Origin of the sequence: Ruegeria sp. HKCCD7255 (genome assembly GCF_013031565.1) — a bacterium.
GTDB lineage: Bacteria > Pseudomonadota > Alphaproteobacteria > Rhodobacterales > Rhodobacteraceae > Ruegeria.
On the sequence record NZ_WQAG01000013.1, the window covers coordinates 86,230 to 107,654 of the forward strand.

The 21,425-nt window shown below is 57.5% G+C and carries 17 protein-coding genes and 1 pseudogene; 14 read left to right on the forward strand and 4 right to left on the reverse strand.

Going from position 1 to position 21,425, the window contains the following annotated elements:
• Positions 1-2: 2 nt before the first annotated feature.
• Together GOX45_RS19195 and GOX45_RS19200 are read right to left on the reverse strand one after the other, a co-directional pair.
• Positions 3-1,106 carry an HlyD family type I secretion periplasmic adaptor subunit gene (locus tag GOX45_RS19195; RefSeq protein WP_371808996.1) on the reverse strand — a complete coding sequence of 368 codons (1,104 nt, stop codon included), beginning with the start codon at positions 1,104-1,106 and terminating at the stop codon, positions 3-5.
• Positions 1,049-3,397 carry a hypothetical protein gene (locus tag GOX45_RS19200; protein ID WP_171103081.1) on the reverse strand — a complete coding sequence of 783 codons (2,349 nt, stop codon included), beginning with the start codon at positions 3,395-3,397 and terminating at the stop codon, positions 1,049-1,051. The genes GOX45_RS19195 and GOX45_RS19200 overlap by 58 nt, the downstream gene beginning before the upstream one ends.
• Before the next feature lie 224 nt (positions 3,398-3,621).
• Between GOX45_RS19200 and GOX45_RS19205 the strand changes: the two genes are divergently transcribed.
• On the forward strand, positions 3,622-5,667 hold the full coding sequence (locus GOX45_RS19205; protein WP_171103083.1) for a hcalcium-binding protein: 2,046 nt from the start codon (positions 3,622-3,624) through the stop codon (positions 5,665-5,667).
• 2 nt (positions 5,668-5,669) lie between these two features.
• Here the strand turns inward: GOX45_RS19205 and GOX45_RS19210 are convergent, their stop codons facing one another.
• Both GOX45_RS19210 and GOX45_RS19215 read right to left on the reverse strand, forming a co-directional pair.
• Positions 5,670-6,980, reverse strand: a complete 1,311-nt coding sequence (locus tag GOX45_RS19210) for an HlyD family type I secretion periplasmic adaptor subunit (RefSeq protein WP_171103085.1) — start codon at positions 6,978-6,980, stop codon at positions 5,670-5,672.
• The gene (locus GOX45_RS19215) at positions 6,980-8,719 is read right to left on the reverse strand and encodes a type I secretion system permease/ATPase (RefSeq protein ID WP_371808997.1); all 1,740 of its coding nucleotides are present in this window, start codon (positions 8,717-8,719) and stop codon (positions 6,980-6,982) included. The genes GOX45_RS19210 and GOX45_RS19215 overlap by 1 nt, the downstream gene beginning before the upstream one ends.
• Before the next feature lie 564 nt (positions 8,720-9,283).
• On the opposite strand from GOX45_RS19215, the gene GOX45_RS19220 reads away from it, so the two are divergent.
• The 13 genes and pseudogenes from GOX45_RS19220 to GOX45_RS19285 all read left to right on the forward strand — a co-directional run bounded on the left by GOX45_RS19220 (position 9,284) and on the right by GOX45_RS19285 (position 21,323).
• Positions 9,284-10,057, forward strand: a complete 774-nt coding sequence (locus GOX45_RS19220; RefSeq protein ID WP_171103161.1) for an urease accessory protein UreD — start codon at positions 9,284-9,286, stop codon at positions 10,055-10,057.
• A 1-nt stretch (position 10,058) separates the two neighbouring features.
• Positions 10,059-10,361, forward strand: coding sequence for an urease subunit gamma (locus GOX45_RS19225; RefSeq protein WP_171103089.1), 303 nt, complete (start codon positions 10,059-10,061; stop codon positions 10,359-10,361).
• 22 nt (positions 10,362-10,383) lie between these two features.
• The gene (locus GOX45_RS19230) at positions 10,384-10,545 is read left to right on the forward strand and encodes a hypothetical protein (protein WP_171103090.1); all 162 of its coding nucleotides are present in this window, start codon (positions 10,384-10,386) and stop codon (positions 10,543-10,545) included.
• A complete protein-coding gene (locus tag GOX45_RS19235) occupies positions 10,542-10,847 on the forward strand; it encodes an urease subunit beta (RefSeq protein ID WP_171103092.1) in 306 nt (101 codons plus the stop codon). The genes GOX45_RS19230 and GOX45_RS19235 overlap by 4 nt, the downstream gene beginning before the upstream one ends.
• On the forward strand, positions 10,847-12,607 hold the full coding sequence (gene ureC / locus GOX45_RS19240) for an urease subunit alpha (protein ID WP_171103094.1): 1,761 nt from the start codon (positions 10,847-10,849) through the stop codon (positions 12,605-12,607). Before GOX45_RS19235 ends, ureC begins: the two co-directional genes overlap by 1 nt.
• Before the next feature lie 130 nt (positions 12,608-12,737).
• Positions 12,738-12,962: a hypothetical protein gene (locus GOX45_RS19245; protein WP_171103096.1), complete on the forward strand. Its 225-nt coding sequence runs from the start codon at positions 12,738-12,740 to the stop codon at positions 12,960-12,962.
• A gap of 28 nt (positions 12,963-12,990) precedes the next feature.
• Complete coding sequence (locus GOX45_RS19250; RefSeq protein WP_171103098.1) at positions 12,991-13,443, forward strand: urease accessory protein UreE; 453 nt, start codon at positions 12,991-12,993, stop codon at positions 13,441-13,443.
• The gene (locus tag GOX45_RS19255) at positions 13,409-14,080 is read left to right on the forward strand and encodes an urease accessory protein UreF (protein WP_254446089.1); all 672 of its coding nucleotides are present in this window, start codon (positions 13,409-13,411) and stop codon (positions 14,078-14,080) included. Before GOX45_RS19250 ends, GOX45_RS19255 begins: the two co-directional genes overlap by 35 nt.
• Positions 14,077-14,715 (forward strand): urease accessory protein UreG, encoded by a 639-nt coding sequence (ureG, locus tag GOX45_RS19260; protein ID WP_171103099.1) that lies wholly within the window; start codon positions 14,077-14,079, stop codon positions 14,713-14,715. Before GOX45_RS19255 ends, ureG begins: the two co-directional genes overlap by 4 nt.
• 253 nt (positions 14,716-14,968) lie before the next feature.
• Positions 14,969-16,384 (forward strand): uracil-xanthine permease family protein, encoded by a 1,416-nt coding sequence (locus GOX45_RS19265; RefSeq protein WP_171103100.1) that lies wholly within the window; start codon positions 14,969-14,971, stop codon positions 16,382-16,384.
• A gap of 347 nt (positions 16,385-16,731) precedes the next feature.
• Positions 16,732-17,577: a peptidyl-prolyl cis-trans isomerase gene (locus GOX45_RS19270; protein ID WP_171103101.1), complete on the forward strand. Its 846-nt coding sequence runs from the start codon at positions 16,732-16,734 to the stop codon at positions 17,575-17,577.
• On the forward strand, positions 17,574-18,584 hold the full coding sequence (locus tag GOX45_RS19275) for a HupE/UreJ family protein (protein ID WP_254446090.1): 1,011 nt from the start codon (positions 17,574-17,576) through the stop codon (positions 18,582-18,584). The genes GOX45_RS19270 and GOX45_RS19275 overlap by 4 nt, the downstream gene beginning before the upstream one ends.
• 501 nt (positions 18,585-19,085) lie before the next feature.
• Positions 19,086-21,323, forward strand: a pseudogene (locus GOX45_RS19285) (P-loop NTPase fold protein).
• Positions 21,324-21,425 lie beyond the last annotated feature (102 nt).

Here is a 21,425-nt window from a genome sequence, read left to right on the forward strand (position 1 = left end):
GGTCATTGCTCGCGCAGCGCACGGTCTTTTACCTTCAGGACGGGCTGTATCACGTAATCCAGAACGGTTTTGCGCCCTGAGAGTATATCAACCTCGGCAACCATGCCGGGGATGATTTCTACCGTTATGCCACCTCCATCCAGCATCGTGTTCTCGGTGCGGATTTCAACGACAAACACTTCTTCATCACTGCGTTCCGAGCGGGTTACGGTATCCGCACCTATCCTTTGGATTTGGCCCTCAAGCCCGCGATAACGGGCAAAGTCATATGCAGTCAGCTTAACCTTTACCTTTTGGCCAGCATGCAGAAACCCGATGTCATCAGGTTTGACATAGGCTTCAACCAAAAGCGTGTCATCCAGCGGAACAATTTCGATCAGCTCTTCCCCGCCGCGGGCCAGACCACCGATTGTGCTGCGGTGCAGTCGGTTAACAACACCCCGAACCGGTGCCCGGATCTGGGCGCGTTCGGCTCGGGTTTCAAGCGCAGGTAAAGCTGGTTCGAGCGCGGCCAGTTCGGCGGTTACGAGGGCAAGATCTGTCAGGGCGGCGCTGCGAAACCGGCTGCGCGTGGCAGCGATCTGGTCGTCTACTTCATCCAGACTCGCGCGCAATCTGTTGACCACCGCATCGGCACGAACCTGGCGGCCCTTCCATTCTGCCTCGCTGCGTCTGAGCGTCAGCAAGGTCGTCATCGGCTCCATCTGTTTTTCGACCAAGGGAACCATCATCGCCCTTTCTTCGGCCAGAACGCTCAGTGTTTCCACAGCGGTCACCTGATCCACCAACCCCTCTTCGAATTGTTGTTGCCTTTGCTGCCGCTGCCTTTCGAGTATGGCGATTTCTGCGGCGAGCTCGGCCTGACGACCGCGGTAAAGCGCGGTTTCCGAACGCACGACTTCGGGCGCGTCTTGTATTAGCGCAGGGTCAAAACTCAGATCGCCGCCTTCGATTTCAGCGCGCAGGCGCTGCATCCGAGCCATAAGACCCAAGGCGCGTTGCTGCTCCTGCATCAGCTCTCCGCTGGCTTGGGCTGCGTCGAACTCCATTAACAGCGTTCCTTCCTCAACCACCTGACCTTCGCGCACATGGACAGCCTTAAGCACAGCGGTTTCCGTGGCCTCGATGCGCTGAAGATCGCGCGAGATGTGGCGGTATAGGTCCAGTTGCCACCTGACACCGTGGCCGTTCCACTGATATCCACGGTGCTATCCGGGCGCTGGATTTGGACGGTGACAACCGTACCGTCAACAGCATCCGATGTGCCGCTGACCAGAAGATCGGTTCCCTGTTCGGCTGCGTTCATTACGGCGCCATCAGACAGGGTCGAGATGCCCAGGCTTGGGGCGCTGAAATCCGTATCGAAACTGGCCGAGCCCTGCACCGCCGGGTTGCCGGCGCTGTCCGAGACATCGGCGGTTGCGGTGATCGTTGCGCCATCGGTGAGCGCACCCAAGTCAGCCGTCGGGACGGTGAGGCTCCAGGCGCCGCTAGTGGCGGTGGCGGTATAGGTTTCACCGTTCATCTGCACCGTGACCGTCTGGCCATCTTCGGCTGTGGTCGAGCCGGTGATCGTCAGGTCTGAGCCTTGCTCGTCCGCATTCAACACCGCGCCATGGGAAAAGCTGTCGATTCTGACGGTCGGCGCCGTGACATCCTTGGACAGCCCCACGCTGGCTTGCGGTGCGGACAAGCCATCGGTGTCCGAGACATCTGCGGTGACCGAAAAGCTGCCGCCATCGGCCAATGCGCCCAGATCGCTTGCGGGGACCGTGACGCTCCAGGCTCCACCGGTGACCATGCCGGTATAGGTTTCACTGTCGAGCGTGACAGTGACGGTCTGGCCGTCAGTGACATTGCCGGTTGCGCCCGAAATGGTCAGATCGCTGCCCACCTCGACCGCGTTCAGAACCGAGCCGACCGACAGCGGGTTGATGTTGATGGAGGGCCCGGTCAAATCGACTGGAATAGATGCGGTAACGGTGGGTGCCGGGTTGCCCGACACATCGCTGACCCAGACGCTGACGGCTGCCGGAGTTCCGGTCGTCAGTCCCGAAAGATCCGCGTTGGGGACCGTCACGCTCCAACTGCCGCCGGACGCGGTTCCGGTATAGGTCGTGCCCTCGAATGAGACGGTAACGGTCTGGCCGTCTTCGGCAGACGTTGTTCCGGTCAGAACCAGATCGCCGCTGACATCGATCAGGTCGATCGACCCGCCACCCACCGGATCCAGGCTGAGGGTTGGTCCAGTGAAATCGGTATCAAAACTGTTGGTCGCCTGAGGGGCCGGGTTGCCCGCAAAGTCAGAGACATCCGCAGTCACCGCGATGGTCGACGCATCGGCAAGCCCCGCAAAATCCGCAGCCGGAACCTGAACCGACCAATTCCCGCCCGAGACCGTGCCGGTAAACGTCTGACCGTCCACCGAAACAGTGACGGTTTGCCCGTTTTCTGCATCTGTGGTTCCCGAAATGGTCAGCGGTGTGTCTTGTTCTGCGGCATTCATCACCGCGCCGTCCGAGAAGTTTGTGATCGCCACGGTCGGTGGGATCGTATCAACGGAATATTCGATGGTGTCGACCGAGAGCTCTTCTCCCAAGGCGTCAAGCGTACGCACGGTCACAAAGGTATCACCCTGCGGCAAAGAGGCCGCTTCGATCGGCGTCAGCGAGACACTCCAACTGCCGTCCAGAGCAGGTGTCGCGGTGGTGACCACCGATCCGGTTGTCACTTCAACAGTCGCCGTCTCAGCAGGGATTGGCGTGTCCAGGATCGCTTGGTTTATCGCCGAACCCTGCACATCCGCAAGGTTCAGAATTGGTAGGGCCGGTTCTGGCGGTGCTGGCCGTTGAGGCGGTGTTGGTGTCACGCTGGGGGGCGGAGTATCGTCATCGCTACCCCCACCGCCACCGCCTGCTGCGGCAGCAGCGGCGCCAGCAAGACCCAGCCCTCCCAAGACCGCACCCATGCCACCGAGCCCGCCCCCTGCGGCGGCAGTCGCACCAGCGGCTTCGGCGGCGGCGCTGAATTGGCTGACGTCATCAACCACAGCATCGGCGACCATGATCGCGCCGTTATCCAGAACCTGGACGTTCTCCGCGTCGATGATCACCGTTCGACCATCCGCCATTTTCAATTGCAGGTCACCATTTGCCAACAATTTGACGGACCGCACGCCCGGTATCGTCTCAGCAAACTGGAACGCTTCAAGCTGAGCATCCGTGGCCTGTGCCAAAGCCGGGAGTGCCAAAACGGTAGATCCTAGCCCACCTGCCACGCCGAGCCCCGCCCAGCGTTGCAGCTTGCCATCGATCCATTTTCGAATGAAACGGGCGCGGCTTGCATCAGGTGCGTCACCGCTGGTCGAAATGTTGTTGGACAGGGGTTCTTTGCTCATCATACCCTCACTTTTCGTGACCACATGCACCCGGACGGCCCCTTAAGGAGGTAAGGATCTGTTCAGCCGTCTTACTGCCCGGTGCCCCCTGCGGTCGGACCGGAAAAAGTTGAATTAAACTCAAGCCGAACTCCTCGTTTTGACCACATTCCTGCTTTGCTTTTGGTCTGGGCTGCCGGTCATCCTGTGTTCAACGCCAGAGGTGGCGTTGGGGGTAAACGGCAATGAAGCTTCAGTTCGAAAGAGTGGTCGCAACGGGGACCGCGGCGCTCGATTCAGGTATCGGCGATACGGCTTTAAAAACGTTTAACGGTGACGTGTATCTCTACAGCGTCACCGGCTTTGGGGGTGGGTTTGCGTCTTGGAGACTGTCGGAAGACACGGGCCCGACGCTGATCGATCAGCAGCTTTTTGGCCCGACCATCACCTATCAGATCGATCGCGACGGAATGCCCGTCACCCTTGGCGGGTCCGAACAATTGATCCTTGATGTCAATACCGCCACGGGCTTGGTGGGCTATGGCCTCAACAATGATGGAACGATCGGAGCCCTTCAGGAAACCGGTACTCTGGTTGGTGGCGGCGATATCTCGGCACTGGCGCAGCTGAGCATCACCGGTGGCGATATACTTCTACTGGCCCATGAAGATTCTGGACAAATCGGCACCTACGATATCGATCCTGACGGGTCGCTCAGCAGTGTTGGTTTTGTCTCGGCACAGGTCGATTCGATGCAGGTTGTGCAGTCTGGGGGGAACCCGTTTCTGATCGGCACCGACGCGGCCTCCAGTACCGTTGCGATCTATTCCGTCAACCAAACTTCGGGCGCGCTCAGCCAGATCGATACGTCATACGCGATTGATGTTCTGGGCATCGGTACGCCCACTGCGGTTGAAACCATCGAGGCCTATGGTGAAAGCTGGATCGTGATCGCAGGTTCGGCCAGCAATTCGCTGAGCGTGCTGCGTCTGTCCGCCGATGGCGGCCTGTCACCAACAGATCATGCGCTGGACACGTTGCATACGCGATTCGGCGCGGTTCAGGATATGGCGGTGGTTGAGGTTGATGACCGCGTCTTTGTGGTGGTGGGAGGGGGCGACGACGGCGTCGCGTTGTTCACTATGACAACAGATGGCAAGCTGATCCATCTTGACAGTTTTGCCGACACGCTCAGCAGCGGGTTGCAAAATGTCGAAACCCTGTCTGTCGCCCATGTTGGCGACGAGTTGCAGATCTTTGTCGGGGCGCAAGAGGATGCGAGGCTGACTCAACTGAGCGTTTCGGTGGCCGATCTGGGCGTTGTGATCGAAGATTTTGGCACGGTAAACGGCACCGCGCAGGACGACATGCTGGCTGGTGGGTTCTGGGATAGCACCCTCTTGGGTGGCGCAGGCGATGATATTCTGATTGCGGGAATGGGCGAGACCACTATGACCGGAGGGGCAGGGGCCGACATCTTCGCCATGCGCAGTGGGGTCGGCAACACAGTCATCACCGACTTTGAACCGGGGGTGGATCAGTTGGACCTGACAGCCTTCCCTTTCCTGCGGTCGCCCGCGCAGCTAACGGTAACGCCAACCGCGCAAGGGGCCGAAATCCATTACCGGGACGAGATGATCGAGGTGCAATCCGCCTCGGGCGGACCGCTGACCAGTGTGGATATCTTTGGTGCCGGGTTCGATGGTGCGGACCATGTCCCCGTGGATTTGTTCACCGGGCCCGACACAAATACATCGTCCGGGATTGCAGGCCCTGTTTCAGTGGATTCGACTGGACCGAATCCGGGGCTGACAGATGCCGAGATCCAACTGACCTTGGATGCAGGGCCAAAGGTAACAGCACAAGCTGATGATCAGGGCGTGTTTGACCTGGATCTGCCGGATCGCACCTATACGGGGCATCTGGATGCCGAGAAATACTATTCGACCGCTGGCGGTGAGATCACAGCTCTGGACGCGTTGCAGGTGCTGCGCATCTCGGTCGGTCTGGACCCGACCTGGGGCCCGGCCACGCCTGAGGCGCTGATCGCGTCCGACATCACTCAGGACGGTGCGATCAACGCTCTGGATGCGCTGTCGATCCTTCAGGTGGCAGTGGGTCAGACCCCGGCCCATGACGCCAAATGGGTCTTTCTGGACGCCAGTACCGACCTGTCCGGCATCACCCCGACGAACGTAGATTACGACACCGGTGTTCAGGTGACCGTGATCGACAATGTCGTCACCGCTGACATGACTTCGATCCTGCTGGGCAATGTCGAGGCGATCTGAGCCTATTCCCGGAAAGCCCGGTTGAAATAGTCTGCCATGGGTTTGACCAGATAAGACAGAGGGGTGCGTTCATCTGTTTTGATCAGTGTCTCCACCGGCATCCCAGGCAGCAAAACCTGGCCATTCAGGCGATCGGTCTGACCTTCGTTGGGAATAATCTCAGCACGGTAAAAGCTGAAACCCGTCTGCTCATCGGTGAAGGCGTCGGCTGAGACGTTGAAAACCTGTCCCTCGATCTCGGGCGTTTCGCGCTGATTGAACGCAGGAAAGCGCAGTGCAACGGGCTGACCCCGGTGTACCTGATCCACATGCAACGAATCCACCCGGGCTGCGACCAGCAAGGGGGCATCTTGCGGAACCACATACATCATCGGTTCGGCGGGTTGGATCACCGATTGGAGGGCAAAGACCTGGCTGTCATAGACCGTACCTGTCGCCGGTGAGCGTATGTCGAGCCTGGACAGGCGTTCAGAAAGCGACAATCGCCGTTCGGACAGTTCCGCAATGCTTGCTTCTGCGTCGCGCAGCTGCGTGATTGCCTCTTCTCGGCGGGTGGCCGACAGTTCGACGATCTGGATTTCAGTGGTCGCGATCTGGCCGCGCAAACGCGCGATTGTGGCCTCAAGGCTGCCGATTTCCCCGTCCATCGACACTTCTTCGCGCTGCAAGGCCGAAACGCGGCTGGCCTGGGTCAGGCCGCGGCCCAGAAGGCTCTGTTGATCTTCCAGTTCCTCGCGGATCAGGGCGATCTGACGCTGCAGCGACTGCAATTGCGCCTCGGTCCCGCCGATTTCACTGAGGATCTGTTTCTTTTGCTCGCCCAACTGCTCGGTTTGCTGTGCCAGAGTCGCCAGACGGGCTGTGAACAGGCGTTCCTGACCCGCCAGCAGCTCGGGGTCGATATCCTCTTGCGCAGTTAGTTCAGCGAAACGTTCAGCCAGCACATCAGCGCTCAGCTCATCGCGCTCGGTTTCAAGGCGGATCTTGCGGGCCAGCAATTCGAACAACTGCGATTCGACGATCTTCATTTCCGAGATCAGGAACGTGTCATCCAACCGCAACAGCATATCGCCGCGCTCGACCTGGTCTCCGTCGCGGACGAATATCTCGCCGACAACGCCGCCATCGGGATGCTCTACCACAAGACGGTTGCTTTGTACTTCGACCACACCTTGTGAGATGATAGCGCCAGCCAGCCGGGTCTTGATGCTCCAGACTCCCAATCCTCCGACCAGTATGGCCAAAGCGACAAAGCCGACAGTCGCGGGGAAGGTGATGTTCCAGGCCGGGCGGTTGTTAGCGTGTTTTGCCATTACCGACCCACCTTGGAAAAGTTGCGCTTGATGGCCCCCGCGTTTTGAACGATCGCGCCCAAAACCTCGTCACGGCTGCCGGACTTGACGATTTGGCCGCGCTCGACCACTGCCAGATCATCACATTCCGAGATCGCCTGCGGCCGGTGCGTCATGACGATAGCGGATTTGCCATCGGCCTTGAGCTCGCGGATCGCGGCGTTCAGCGCTTCAGTTCCATCCGCGTCGAGGGCCGAGTTCGGTTCATCCAGGATCAGCAGCACAGGGTTGCCGTAAAGAGCCCGAGCCAAAGCGATGCGTTGTTTTTGACCCCCGGAAAGCTGGCTGTCATTGCCCTCAAGAAACGTGTCGTAACCTTTTTCCAGCGACAAGATCAGCTCATGCGCATTGGCCTTTTTGGCAGCCGCCACCACAGCATCAGGGTTGGGGTTTTGGGACATACGGGCGATGTTTTCGGCAACAGAGCCGTTGAACAGCGTCACCTGTTGCGGAAGGTAACCGATATGCTGGCCCAGATCATCGGGGTCATATTGATCCAGCGTCGCGCCACCCAGTCGGATTTCACCGACTGCAGGCTGCCACAGGCCCAGCAAGGCTTTGGCCAAAGTTGTTTTGCCCGATCCGCTTTTGCCGATTACGCCCAACGCCTTGCCCGGGCCCAGTGTCAGAGACGCACCGCGCAGTGTCGGCGAGGTTGCGCCAGGAGGTATGACAGTGATGCCCTTGGCCACCAGTTCAGCCGGTGGTGTGGGGAGTTTTGTGCGTGGTGTTTCGGGCGGGGTATTGTCCAGAAACCGGTTAAGCGAATACCAGCCCGCGCGCGCCCGTTCGATTGTGCCCCATTGCCCGATTGACTGTTCGATCGGCGCCAGCGCTCGGCCCAACAAGATGGAACCCGCAATCATCGCACCCGCCGTGAGTTCGTTGCGCAAAACCAGCCAGGCGCCAAGGGCCAGCATGGCCGATTGCAGAAACAGACGCAGAGATTTTGTCAATGAGGTAAAGCTGCCTGTCCAGTCGCTGGCTTTGATCGTCTGCGCCAGCGCATCAGTACGTTGTTGCAACCAGCGGCGGGTCACGTCCTCTTGCATCCCTTGCGAGCGGACGACCTCAGCCGCTTGGCGGGCCTGCTCGGAAAACGCGTTGGCCTTGGCGGATGCGATCTGTGCACCAGCCACACGGCGACGTGTCAGCGCCTGGTTCACAATCGCGATCACGACCAAAAGCGTACCACCGGCTACTGCCAACCAGCCCAAAAGCGGGTGGAACAGGAAGATCGCAGCCAGAAAGACGGGCGTCCAAGGTATATCCATGACTGCCAGCAGGATGGGCGAAGAACACAGGTTCTGAATGGTTTCCAGATCCCGCAGGGCCGTTGCCGGGGCAGCGCGCATCTTGGGATGCAGCGCATGTTGCATCGTGGCGTCAAACACGCGTTCATCCAGCTGTGACTGGAACCGCGCACCAAATCGCGCCACAATCCGCCCACGCGCATAGTCCAGCAACGCCATGAGGCCGTAAAGCAGTGCAACGAGCAAGAACAAAGCCGTCAACGTCTCAACTGCACGAGAGCCCAACACCCGGTCATAGACCTGCAGCATGAACAAAGGGCCCGTCAGCATCAACAGGTTGACGAATACGCTGAACAAAAAGGCAATGGCCAGAAACGTGATGCCCTGATTGCGTACTTTTTCCAATTCATGCCGAGCGGGGGCAGAAGGAGGAGAAATCGAATTCACTATGCTCGCCTTTGGCTGTTCTGTTTATGAGGGCGACTGCTCGCGCCGCGCATCCTAATGTTTCGCAACACTGGTGAAAACGGAAGAATTGCAAATTGGCGAAAAACCCCACCCGCACCTGATGCCTTGCCGTAGTAGATTTAAATTATTGCGAATTTCCAAATACGCAAAGTTAAACTTTACATATCCGGGCCTATTTTCCTTTGCGTAAAGAAAAAGTCTGGCCAAGGTGAATAAAACCTTTGTTCTGAATTTGATTCCCGACACGGGCTCAGAGCCTTTTGCTAAATCATGAGCTGTTGTCAGGGCCGCCGCGTACGCCTTGTGAAGGCGTTGTTGGTTGGAGGCGCAGTCAGACTACTTTTTCATCACGGGTGTGAATAATCGCCCAAGAAATAGGCAGAAAGAACCCTGTCGGCATTGCCAGCCCGCGCCGCAATAGAGATTCCCGGGCAAAGTGGCGACAACACTTTCGGTATCAAGGATCCGAAGGTGGACGGCATCACCCAACATTTTCCCATAGCTCCTGCACAGAAGCTTCTTCAGCCGCGGGCTGAGGGGCAGGTGGTCTTGCGGACGAAACCTTTGGGCAATCGCAGCGTGATTGACCGGTTTCGGCAGTCAGGCTCGTTCAAGTGTCTGTTTCCAAGGCAGAATGCCGTACATCTGGATGCGGTTTTACTCAACACAGCCGGGGGCGTCACAGGCGGAGATCAGTTTCGGTTCGCAGGTGAGGTCGCGGTGGGCACCACTCTGACCTTGACCACCCAAGCCTGCGAGCGCGCTTACCGCGCGCAGCCCGAGCAGACAGGCAAGATCCGCAACAGAGTGCAGGTCGAGGCAGGGGCACGGCTCAACTGGTTGCCGCAAGAGACGATCCTGTTCGATGGCTGCGCTTTGGACCGCCGGTTGGAGATTGATCTGGCCCTCGGTGCGTCGGCGCTGATGGTCGAGCCTTTCGTCTTTGGTCGCCCCGCGATGGGCGAGCGGCTGACCGATGTGCGCTTGAAGGACCGGATCGAGATCCGGCGCGACCAAAAACCCGCGTTTCTGGATGCCATGGCGTTTGACGGCAACCTGCACGACCATCTGGCGCGGCCCGCGATTGCCGATGGGGCAGGGGCCATGGCGCTGGTTGTGTTTGCTGCTGATACCGCGGCGGCTCATCTGACAACGATCCGCGATCTGCTGCCCGAAACCGCAGGGGTCAGCCTGATCCGCGATGATCTGCTGACCGTTCGACTGCTGGCCGAAAACAGCTTTGCGCTGCGCAGCTCATTACTGCCGATCCTGCGGCAGCTGAACTCTGACACTCTCCCTCGATGCTGGACGATCTGATATGAACCTGACACCGCGTGAAAAAGACAAACTGCTGGTCGCCATGGCCGCCGAGGTTGCACGCAAACGACTGGCGCGCGGCGTCAAACTGAACCACCCTGAGGCGATTGCCCTGATTACCGATGCGGTGGTCGAAGGCGCGCGTGACGGGCGCTCGGTGGCCGACATGATGCAGGCGGGGGCCGAGGTCATCACCCGCGACCAATGCATGGAAGGCGTGGCCGAGATGATCCACGAGGTACAGGTCGAAGCCACCTTTCCTGACGGCACCAAGCTTGTGACCGTCCACAACCCCATTCGATAACCCAAATGAACGGAGCCCAAAAATGACGCGCATGTTGTTTCCCGCACTGATCCTTGCCGGCCCTGCCGCAGCACATACTGATACGCATATCCATGCGCATGGCACCGACTATGCTGCATTGGGTGTTGGGTTGGTCCTTGTCGCAGCGGCTGCTGTGATCGTGATGATCAGACAGAACAAATGATCCCCGGAGAGCTCTTCCCAGCCGAAGGTGAGATCACCCTCAACCCCGGCGCCGAGGTGACCACCCTGATGGTGGCCAACACGGGTGACCGCCCGGTTCAGGTCGGATCCCACTATCATTTCGCCGAGACCAACCCGGCACTGGAGTTTGACCGCGCGGCGGCCCACGGCCTGCGCCTCGACATCGCGCCGGGAACAGCGGTGCGGTTCGAGCCCGGTCAAAGCCGCGAGGTCTCGCTGATCCCCATCGGCGGCGCACGGTGCGTGTATGGGTTCAATCAAAAGGTCATGGGGGCGCTTTAATGCCAGCAACTATTAACCGCTCTGACTATGCCGCCATGTTCGGCCCCACCATCGGTGACAAGCTGCGCTTGGCCGATACCGATCTGATCATCGAGGTTGAGCGTGATCTGACCGCCGAACGCGCCGGAGCTGATGCGACAGGCGGTAGCGGTACGAACGCTCTGCACTATGGCGAAGAGGTCAAGTTCGGGGGTGGCAAGGTGATCCGCGACGGGATGGGGCAATCTCAGGTCACCCGCGCGGACGGAGCGGTGGATACGGTGATCACCAATGCTCTGATCGTGGACCACTCGGGCATCTACAAGGCCGATGTGGGCCTGAAAGACGGGCGCATCGCCAAGATCGGCAAGGCTGGAAACCCTGACACGCAGCCGGGTGTGAATATCATAGTCGGTCCGGGCACCGAGGCCATTGCGGGCGAAGGGCGCATCCTGACCGCTGGCGGGTTTGACAGCCATATCCACTTTATCTGCCCGCAACAGATCGAAGACGCGCTGCATTCGGGGCTGACCACCATGCTGGGCGGCGGCACGGGCCCGGCCCATGGCACGCTGGCCACCACCTGCACGCCCGGCCCCTGGCATATCGGGCGGATGATGCAGGCGGCGGACGCCTTTCCGATGAACCTGGCCTTCGCGGGCAAGGGCAACGCGTCGCTGCCTGCGGCGTTGGAGGAACAGGTCAAAGCAGGCGCTTGCGCGCTGAAACTGCACGAGGATTGGGGCACCACGCCTGCTGCCATCGATTGCTGCCTGACGGTGGCGGATGCGATGGATGTGCAGGTGATGATCCACACCGATACGCTGAACGAATCCGGTTTCGTGGAAAACACCGTGGGGTCGATGAAAGGCCGGACGATCCATGCTTTCCACACCGAAGGCGCGGGGGGCGGGCATGCCCCCGATATCATCAAGATCTGCGGTGAAAACAACGTTCTGCCCTCATCCACCAACCCGACGCGGCCCTTCACGGTGAACACGGTCGAGGAGCATCTGGACATGCTCATGGTCTGCCACCACCTGGATAAATCTATCCCCGAGGACGTGGCTTTTGCCGAAAGCCGCATCCGGCGCGAAACTATCGCGGCCGAGGATATTCTGCACGACATGGGCGCGTTTTCGATCATTGCGTCGGACAGTCAGGCCATGGGCCGGGTCGGAGAGGTTCTGATCCGCACCTGGCAGACCGCAGACAAGATGAAGAAACAGCGGGGCCGTTTGGCCGAGGAAACGGGCGAAAACGACAACCTGCGCGTCCGCCGCTATATCGCCAAATACACCATCAACCCGGCCATCGCCCATGGCCTGAGCCATGAGATAGGCAGTATCGAAGAAGGCAAACGCGCCGATTTGGTTCTGTGGAACCCGGCCTTTTTCGGGGTGAAGCCGGAAATGGTTTTGTTGGGTGGCACCATCGCCTGTGCGCAAATGGGCGACCCGAACGCCTCGATCCCGACGCCGCAACCGGTCTATAGCCGCCCGATGTTTGGTGCCTACGGGCGCTCGGTTGAACACTCGGCTGTCACCTTCGTGTCCGAGGCCGCTCAGGCCGATGGAATTGCGGGCCAGCTGGGTCTGGCAAAGCAGACGGTCGCAGTCCAGAACACCCGCAGCATTGGCAAGCGTGATCTTAAGTTGAACGATGCAACCCCGGTGATCGAGGTCAACCCTGAAACCTATGAGGTGCGCGCCGATGGTGAGCTGCTGACCTGTCAGCCCGCCGAAGTTCTACCCATGGCGCAACGCTACTTTTTATTCTGACCAAAATTTGTGCTGCATTGCAGCATGTGCAATCCGGCCATGACAATTAACCCTCTACTCATCGAGGTTGAAATGAAAAAAACTCAACGCCAGGGGAGGACCAACATAACCCATGATTCTGGGGGTCCTGATGGCAGATACAACACTCAACACCCGTTCCGGCATTTCTCTTTCCGGACTGTTCCGCACCGTCGGCGAAAGCCTGTTTGCCGGTCTTTGCGCGATGGGCGAAGCGCGGTCGCGCAGCCGGCAGCTGAACTTCTACGCATCGCTCAGCGACGAAGAGCTGAAAGAGCGTGGCCTGACACGCGATGGGATCGTGCAGCACGTCTTTGCCGGGTCCATCTGGCGCTAAGCAAAACCATTGCAGATGGGGGGCGCTCATGAACGCCCTCTTCTGCACCGCGCGTAAATACGCAAACCATACCCATGGCGATCCCGCTGATAACCTGTCGCTGACCTATGAGGACAGGTTTCTGCGTCGCAAGGTGCTGACTTGCGAAAGCGGTGAACAGATCCTGATCGATCTGGCGCAAACCACCTCGTTGGACCACGGCGGTGCCCTGATCCTTGACGATGGGCGGGAAGTCGAAATCCTTGCGGCGCCCGAGGCTTTGCTGGAGGTCACCGCACCGGATCTTACCCGCATCGCCTGGCATATCGGCAATCGCCACACCCCATGTCAGATCGAACCGGGTCGCTTGCTGATCCAGATTGACCATGTCATCCGCGACATGCTGTTGAAGATCGGCGCAACCGTGCGCGAAGTGCACGAACCCTTCACGCCCGAAGGCGGTGCCTATGGCCACGGCAGGACCCATGGCCATTCCCACTGACGCCGATATCCTGACACTGACCCAATGGCTCTCGCCTGCCTATCCGGTGGGTGGATTTGCCTATTCGCACGGGCTTGAGGCCGCGATCGAGGCAGGTCGGATCAATACTGCGACTGACACCCAGGCCTGGATCGCGGATGTGCTGGAGTTCGGCTCCGGCTGGATTGATGCGGTGTTTCTGGTGGCGGGGTATAAGGCCGATGATCCTGAACAACTGGCGGCCACCGATGCGGCGGCGCGGGCTTTTTGTGCCTCCTCCGAGCGGCTGAAAGAAACCGATCTTCTGGGTCAGGCCTTTGGTGAGATCACTTCGGTTGTCTGGGGCGCGGATCTGAGCGGGCTCAGCTATCCGGTTGCCGTAGGGCGCGCGGCGCGGCTACAGGCCCTGCCGTTACCTCTTACAACCCAGATGTTCCTGCAAGCGTTCCTGTCGAACCTTGTCGCCTGTGCGACACGGTTGGTGCCCTTGGGTCAGACAGATGCGCAAAGGATTATCCGAGACCTGACACCGCTTTGTTCGCGTATCGCCCAAGCGGCGCAACAGGCCGGGTTGGAAGATCTGGCATCGACCGGTTTTTTGTCCGATATTGCGTCGATGCAGCATGAAACCCAATATTCAAGGATCTTCCGCACATGAGCACGATGAACGGACCCCTGCGCGTTGGTATCGGTGGCCCGGTGGGCGCAGGCAAGACAACGCTGACCGCTGCCCTGTCCGAGGCATTGCGCGACCGCTGTTCGCTGGGCGTGATCACCAATGACATCTACACGCAGGAAGATGCTGAAGCCCTGATGCGGCTGCAAATCCTGCCGCAAGATCGGATCATCGGGGTCGAGACGGGCGGCTGCCCTCATACGGCGATCCGCGAAGATGCCTCGATCAATCTGGCTGCCGTTGCCGAGATGCGCACGCGTCATCCCGATCTTGATCTGGTGCTGATCGAAAGCGGCGGAGACAATCTGTCGGCCACCTTCAGCCCGGAGCTGGCGGATGTGACGCTTTACGTGATCGACGTTGCTGCAGGCGAAGAAATCCCGCGCAAGGGTGGTCCGGCAATCACGAAATCGGACGTGCTGATCATCAACAAGACCGATCTTGCGCCCTATGTCGGTGCGTCACTTGAGGTGATGGAGCGCGACGCAACCCGCATGCGCAGCGGACGCCCCTTTGTGTTTACATCACTGCTTCAGCGAAAAGGCGTCGACACGATTGTCGATCACCTGGTCCAGATCGGCGGGTTGAAACTGGCCTCACCTGAAATGTCCCAGTGATTTCAATCTCATTCTGATTGCAGCCATTGGCGCAAACGATCATTGGCTTTGTCGCCCGCATCGTTATCAAGTGACCCCTGCCGCTGGTGCCCCGACGGGCTTTCTAAAGAACGCCAATTCTTGAGCATCTGACGTGTCCCTCGCTTTGGAATGCGGCAGGTTCGGATGATTTTGATGTCCCGCTGCCACAGGCTTGCGCGCGCCCTGTCTAGATCTCAGTATGATATCAAAAGAGAAAACACGGGACACTGATATGAACATGGACTCGATCGGCTCGGCCGAACAACTTCGCGACCCGAACTATAAACCGCCATTGGTCAAGGCAGTTCCTCTGGGAATACAACATGTCCTTGCGATGTTCGTGTCGAATGTCACACCTGCGATCATTGTTGCCGGGGCCGCAGGTTTTGGGTTCGGGTCGAACTCACCGGATTTTCCGGAACTGCTCTACATGATTCAGATGTCCATGTTGTTCGCGGGCATCGCAACGCTTTTCCAGTCAATCGGAGTTGGGCCCGTTGGTGCACGCTTGCCCATCGTGCAAGGCACCAGCTTTGCCTTTATTCCCATCATGATCCCGCTTGTTGCGGGCAAAGGCGTGGATGGTCTTGCGGCGCTGTTCGGTGGGGTCCTGATTGGTGGACTTTTTCATGCAGCGCTTGGCACCGTTATTGGCAAGATCCGGTTTGCTTTGCCCCCTTTGGTCACTGGGCTTGTGGTCACGATGATCGGTTTGGCCTTGGTTAAGGTGGGCATCCAATATGCGGCGGGTGGCGTGCCCGCGATCGGCACTCCGGACTATGGAAGCCTACACAATTGGGCTGCCGCATTGGTCGTGATTTTTGTCACGCTCGGGCTAAAGTTCTACACTCACGGGATGCTCTCGGTTTCTGCGGTCCTGATCGGCATCCTTGCGGGCTATGTCTTTGCCCTGGCAACAGGAATGCTGTCATTTGGCGCGATCTCCGGTTCGTGGAACAACGCAGCCGCATTCGCGCTGCCTCAACCTTTCAAATACGGGTTCGAGTTCTCAGCAGCCGCCATCATCGGGTTTTGTTTGATGGCCTTCGTCTCGGCGGTCGAAACCGTCGGTGATGTGTCCGGGATTACGCGCGGTGGGGCCGGGCGGGAAGCCACCGAACAGGAAATCACCGGTGCAACCTATGCAGATGGGGTCGGTAGCGCCATTGCGGGTATCTTTGGGGGTATGCCCAACACATCCTTCAGCCAGAACGTTGGACTTATTGCGATGACCGGAGTGATGAGCCGTCATGTTGTGACGATTGGGGCGCTGTTTCTGATCCTCTGCGGTCTGGTCCCCAAGGTCGGTGCGGTGATCCGAACTGTTCCCATCGAGGTATTGGGCGGTGGTGTTATCGTCATGTTCGGAATGGTGGTCGCCGCCGGTGTGTCGATGCTGTCGGATGTCGATTGGAACAAGCGCAACATGGTGATCTTTGCCATCGCTCTTTCGGTTGGCTTGGGATTGCAGTTGGAACCCGGGGCGGTACAGCATCTGCCGGACACCCCGCGTATTCTGGTGACATCCGGATTGCTGCCTGCCGCGCTTATCGCCATTGTCTTGAACCTGATCCTGCCAAACCCCTTGGGTCCCGAAGCTACCGAAGAGATTTCCGGTGGGATGGCGCACACTGACACCAATACCTGACCACTGTCGGGTATTCGCCACCTCAGGGCCGGGTCGGGCAGACCTTATGTCTCTCGGCCCGCTGTGAACATTGATCGGTGCGAGGTGTCTCTTTTTGCCCCAGATCAAAGGCGTTCATACTGAACGTGCCAGTGATCTAAGACCTCGGCCGCTTGGCCTAAAGCCTCATCGTGGAACGGCGGTGGCGGGCCAGCAAGGCAATCGGTTGTGTCCCATGAGCACAACTTTTTCGATGACTCTATTTTGGTAATAGGCAGGGTTCGCATAGATGTTAAGTTGACTGTCCCAAAGTGCAGGCCGCGAAACTGGATAGATATTGCATGAGTGTTCCCTCGCAAAAAAGTACGATGCGACGCGTTTTAACCGAACCCTTTTTTCAATTTGCGGTTCTTGGTGTTCTGATTTTCTTTTGGTTCAATCTTGTTCAAACGGACGAGTGGACTGTAGATCCCGAGTCGCGTGTGATTGTGCTGGATCAGCGCCAGCTTGACTTGCTTGCGCTTCAATTCGAAGAAACTTGGCGTCGTCCTCCGAGCGAAGAGGAATTTTACAACCTCAAAGAAGATTGGCTAAACCGCGAAATTCTGTACCGCGAGGCACTGGCGCTGGGGTTGGATGGCAATGACGAGATCATCCGCAATCGGCTGGTGCAGAAGATGAATTTTTTGCTGGTCTCAGAGGCGCGGGCATTGCGGCCCACGGATGAAGTTCTCACAACGTATCTTTCCGAGAATACCGAACGCTTTACGATCCCGGTTCAAGTCGCTGCCAGCCTCGTCCATTTGGGCCAAAACCCCAGCGAGGATTATGTTGAGCAAATCCTGGACGAGTTGAAGAGCGGAGCTGATCACAGTCAGCTTGGTCAAGCGTCCCTTCTTCCGTCTGATTTTGGTCTGAGTGTCAGAACAGCGATCGACGGAAGTTTCGGAAACGGCTTTTTCGATCAGCTGGACACGCTGCCGCTTGAGCAATGGAACGGCCCGGTTCGATCATCCTTCGGGTACCATTTGGTGAGATTGGGCGCGCGTACCGAGGCGGTACTGCCCTCATTGGATGATGTGCGCGACAAAGTGCTGGCCGAATGGCAAGCCAGTCAGGCCGAGCTTGCCACGCAAACATACCTCGACACCCTAAGATCAGCATATACAATACGGGAACCTCAAGCCGTCGACTCGCACTCGGATGACCAATGAGACACCTTCTGGTACTCATATCGATGCTATCGGCGCTTTTGTTTCCGGTGACGGTAAATGCGCACGCATTGGAGCCCGGCTATCTTGAGATATCGCAAGAGACCGAGGCAGATTGGTACGTTTTCTGGCGCAAGCCCGACGTCCGAGGCGCACCGATGGACATTCACGTCAAGCTTCCGGCGAACTGCCAGTCTCCGACCCTCGACGCGCCGGTATTTGACGGACGCGCCTGGACTCAGGCTTGGCGGATAACCTGCGCCGAGGATCTGCGGGGCAATACCATTCTGATCGACGGCCTCGACGAGCAAAGAACAGATGTTTTATTCAGGGTCGGATATCTTGGTGCCCAGACGACAGCCACGTTTCGTCTGACCCCGGACGCACCTGCCGTAACGCTGCTCGCGCAACAAGGCCTGCTGCAGACGCTGTGGCAATATGGTGTGTTAGGATTCGAACATATTCTGGAGGGTTGGGATCACCTCCTGTTTGTATTTGCTCTGCTTGTGCTGATCCGTAACCTGCGCCAATTGATCTGGGCCGTGACAGCCTTCACCCTCGCTCATTCGATCACACTGGGCCTTGCTACCTTTGGTGTGTTGAACGTACCCGGTCCTCCGGTTGAGGCGGTCATTGCGCTTTCGATTGTCTTTCTGGCAACCGAGGTGCTGCGTTCGAACAAGAGGCAGAAGACGCTCACCAGCCGATTCCCCTGGGTGATCTCTTTTGGTTTTGGTCTACTGCACGGATTGGGGTTTGCCGGCGCGCTGAACGAGATCGGCTTGCCAGAGCAAGATATCCCGGCCGCTCTGTTGGCCTTCAATCTCGGTGTCGAGGCGGGACAACTTACCTTTATTTTCGCCGTTTTGAGTGTGTTTTTGACGTTGCAGAAGATCGTCCAGACGATTTGGGGCTGGTCGCTGGTGCAAGGCACATGGCGACGGTTTCTTGGCTATCCAATCGGATGCATCGCCACATTTTGGCTTGCCGAACGCCTAGCTGGATTTTGAGCTCTGGTGTCGCAAAATATCTTCTGAACTTATCGCGCTTAGGATTTCCAATACTCTCGATAACCGAGGTCACCCAAATTGAAAGCGACAAGTGCTCGATGTGGCGAGAATATTCTAAGCATTTGTTGACGTTTAGATTTTTGGTCGGAGCGAGAGGATTCGAACCTCCGGCCCCTGCCTCCCGAAGACAGTGCTCTAAGGTATCAGCAAGTCTCATTGAGTTTCAATTATATCATTAACTAATTGATTTGCTTGACATTAGCTGGCTCTTTAAGTCTTAAGAGGTTTCATGGGGTATCAAGTACGGTGCTGCCCCGGTGCTGCCCGAGGAGGCAAACCGAACAGCCTACGACCCTTTGCGGACGTTAGACGAAGACTGGCGACGCCGCAGCGCAGCCCGTCAAACCAGACTTTGCTCGCTCCATATCAATCGATAAGAAACCACGCCAATCGGTGGGAGTTCATTCACATTCACCACGCGATTTTGCTACGATGGGATTTATGTTCAAGAGACGTTCAGATCACCGACCCTTCTGGAAAAGATGGTTCCGAAAGGACCGTGCGACTGACAAAAGCACAATTACTACCAAGGAAGCCATTTCAGTGAATGAGCGCAAGAATTTCGACGACAAACCAATTGAAAGTCCGGAGGAGGATAAATTCGGGTTCGATACCTTTTCCTCAGCAATAGCGTCATCAATTGCATACAACAAACAACCAGAAGGCACAGTTGTCGCTATCCACGGCCCCTGGGGTACGGGTAAGAGCAGTATAGTCAACTTGGTCAAATACCACCTTGAGAACGAACCGGAGACGAATGACCTTGAGGTACTCGACTTTAATTGCTGGTGGTTCAAAGGCGAGGAAGCCCTAGCTCTTGAGTTTTTTCGCCAACTATACAGCGTTATGGACCAAGCGGACGTTGAAAAAGCCAAAGAGGCGGTTTCAAAACTCGGTTCGCGTGTGCTTAGCGGCTCAAGCTCGTTTGTAGGTGCCGCTATAAATATTGCCGCACCGGGTGTCGGCGGCGCTGCGTCCAGCGGCATGAACTTATTGGCAGACCTAATCAAACAGCAAAAGACAGTTGAATCGTTCCATGCTGAAGTTTCGGAGGCACTTGTCCAGTGCGACAAGCGCTAATTGATTGTCATTGACGACATTGACCGCCTCTCACCAGATGAAGCGCTACTCATTTTTCGGCTAGTCAAATCGGTCGGACGACTACCAAAGGTAATGTATCTTCTGGCCTACGACCGAGACATTGCGGAGAACATCGTGTCGCAAAAGTACCCTTCTGAGGGACCGCAATATCTTGAAAAGATAGTTCAGGCTGGATTTGACATACCGCTTCCGCCGCATTCCAGTCTCACCACAAGCCTTTTGGAGTTCTTGAACGAGCTTTGGAAAGATCAGGAAACACCAGAGACGCGGCATTTCTGGAACTTATTCCACGACGCAGTTTCCCCTCAGATCAATTCTCCGAGAGACCTTCTCCGTGTCACGAACACTCTAGGGATCTCTTGGCAGGCTGTGGCGGGGGAAGTCGACCCGGTAGATTTCCTAGCCTTAGAAACTCTTAGAGTGCAACAGCCGAGAGTCTACGCCGCGCTGAAAGCAAATAAGCACAGGCTTACGAACGGTGGACTAGATCACCAATACCAGCAGCATGGAGCAGTGGCTTCAACGTATGATGATTTGTTTGTTTCGGAGTTTGACGGCGAAGAACGTCAGGCGATGAAGCAAGCTCTCCGCCGGTTGTTCCCTGCACTCGACAGCGTCTGGGGCAACATGAGCTATGACCCATCTTCTTTCCAAGATTGGGAGCGGGAGCGTCGCGCATGCTCGCGAAAGCACTTCGATACATATTTCCGGTTCTCCCTATCGGATGAGACCATTAGCGCTGCGGAAATACGTTCAGTCATACAAAACAGCGCTGACTCGGATTTCGTTTCAGCATCCCTGCTGGAAGCAAGCAAGACGCCTAAGCCAAGCGGGCAAGGGACACGTGCAAGTGTTTTGCTAGATGAGTTAAACGCCCATGCGAAAAACATCCCAATCGAAAACGCGGAAGCGTTCTTGTCTGGGTTGTTTTCCATACATGACCAAATTGACACAGAGTTAGACCAAGAACGTGGTGGATTTGCTCTCGCCAACAACAACCTAAGGACCCATTGGACATTGAGGGGATTGCTTTGGGGTCGAACTTCACTCACGGAAAGGTCGAGCATCATTGTCAAAGCCGCTGAGAAGGCCAGCATTGGTTGGCTAGTTGATCTATCCGAGTCTGCCTATCGTGATTACCATCCGCGGGAAGGCAAGTCGCCCGAACCAGAAGACAGGTGTCTTACGACTAAGGACGATGCCGATCAATTGCGCAAAATGGCGTTGGAAAAGATCGTAGCCTCAGCTGGCGATCGAACACTTCTCGACTATGAGTATTTCCCCAGAGCGCTAATTAGATGGGATGAACTGGCCGGCAACAATGATCACAAGCTTGCAAAAGCTTGGTGCATGGAACGTTTGGCGGAAGATGAAGCCGTGGAGGCCTTCTCGAAAGCCTTCGTGTCGGAAAGCTGGGTGACCGGCATGGGTGGGTTCGGTGGCGGTCTAGGAGATACAGTGAGTGTAAAGCGTGACCGGGTTGCGGGATCGAATCCATCACGCTGCGCTACTCTGCACGCCGGAGGTCGATTCGCCGTTAATTGCTGTCCTTACGCATTTGGCGCCAGGCAGCGATAGTGCGGCTGGCGTCCGAGAACCCAAGCAATATGTCTTAGATTATTCGGCGGGTCAGTTCATCCAGGTTGTACGAATACGCTCTCTGTTTTCAGAACCTCGCAT

Bases quoted from the DNA above. Each gene is read 5' to 3' on its own strand.
- GOX45_RS19230 (WP_171103090.1), top strand. From the start codon at position 10,384: ATGACGCGCATGTTGTTTCCCGCACTGATCCTTGCCGGCCCTGCCGCA.
- ureC (WP_171103094.1), top strand. From the start codon at position 10,847: ATGCCAGCAACTATTAACCGCTCTGACTATGCCGCCATGTTCGGCCCC.
- GOX45_RS19270 (WP_171103101.1), top strand. From the start codon at position 16,732: ATGCGACGCGTTTTAACCGAACCCTTTTTTCAATTTGCGGTTCTTGGT.
- GOX45_RS19275 (WP_254446090.1), top strand. From the start codon at position 17,574: ATGAGACACCTTCTGGTACTCATATCGATGCTATCGGCGCTTTTGTTT.
- GOX45_RS19255 (WP_254446089.1), top strand. From the start codon at position 13,409: ATGGCCACGGCAGGACCCATGGCCATTCCCACTGACGCCGATATCCTG.
- GOX45_RS19225 (WP_171103089.1), top strand. From the start codon at position 10,059: ATGAACCTGACACCGCGTGAAAAAGACAAACTGCTGGTCGCCATGGCC.
- GOX45_RS19200 (WP_171103081.1), bottom strand. From the start codon at position 3,397: ATGAGCAAAGAACCCCTGTCCAACAACATTTCGACCAGCGGTGACGCA.
- GOX45_RS19210 (WP_171103085.1), bottom strand. From the start codon at position 6,980: ATGGCAAAACACGCTAACAACCGCCCGGCCTGGAACATCACCTTCCCC.
- GOX45_RS19245 (WP_171103096.1), top strand. From the start codon at position 12,738: ATGGCAGATACAACACTCAACACCCGTTCCGGCATTTCTCTTTCCGGA.
- GOX45_RS19265 (WP_171103100.1), top strand. From the start codon at position 14,969: ATGAACATGGACTCGATCGGCTCGGCCGAACAACTTCGCGACCCGAAC.
- GOX45_RS19235 (WP_171103092.1), top strand. From the start codon at position 10,542: ATGATCCCCGGAGAGCTCTTCCCAGCCGAAGGTGAGATCACCCTCAAC.
- ureG (WP_171103099.1), top strand. From the start codon at position 14,077: ATGAGCACGATGAACGGACCCCTGCGCGTTGGTATCGGTGGCCCGGTG.
- GOX45_RS19205 (WP_171103083.1), top strand. From the start codon at position 3,622: ATGAAGCTTCAGTTCGAAAGAGTGGTCGCAACGGGGACCGCGGCGCTC.
- GOX45_RS19250 (WP_171103098.1), top strand. From the start codon at position 12,991: ATGAACGCCCTCTTCTGCACCGCGCGTAAATACGCAAACCATACCCAT.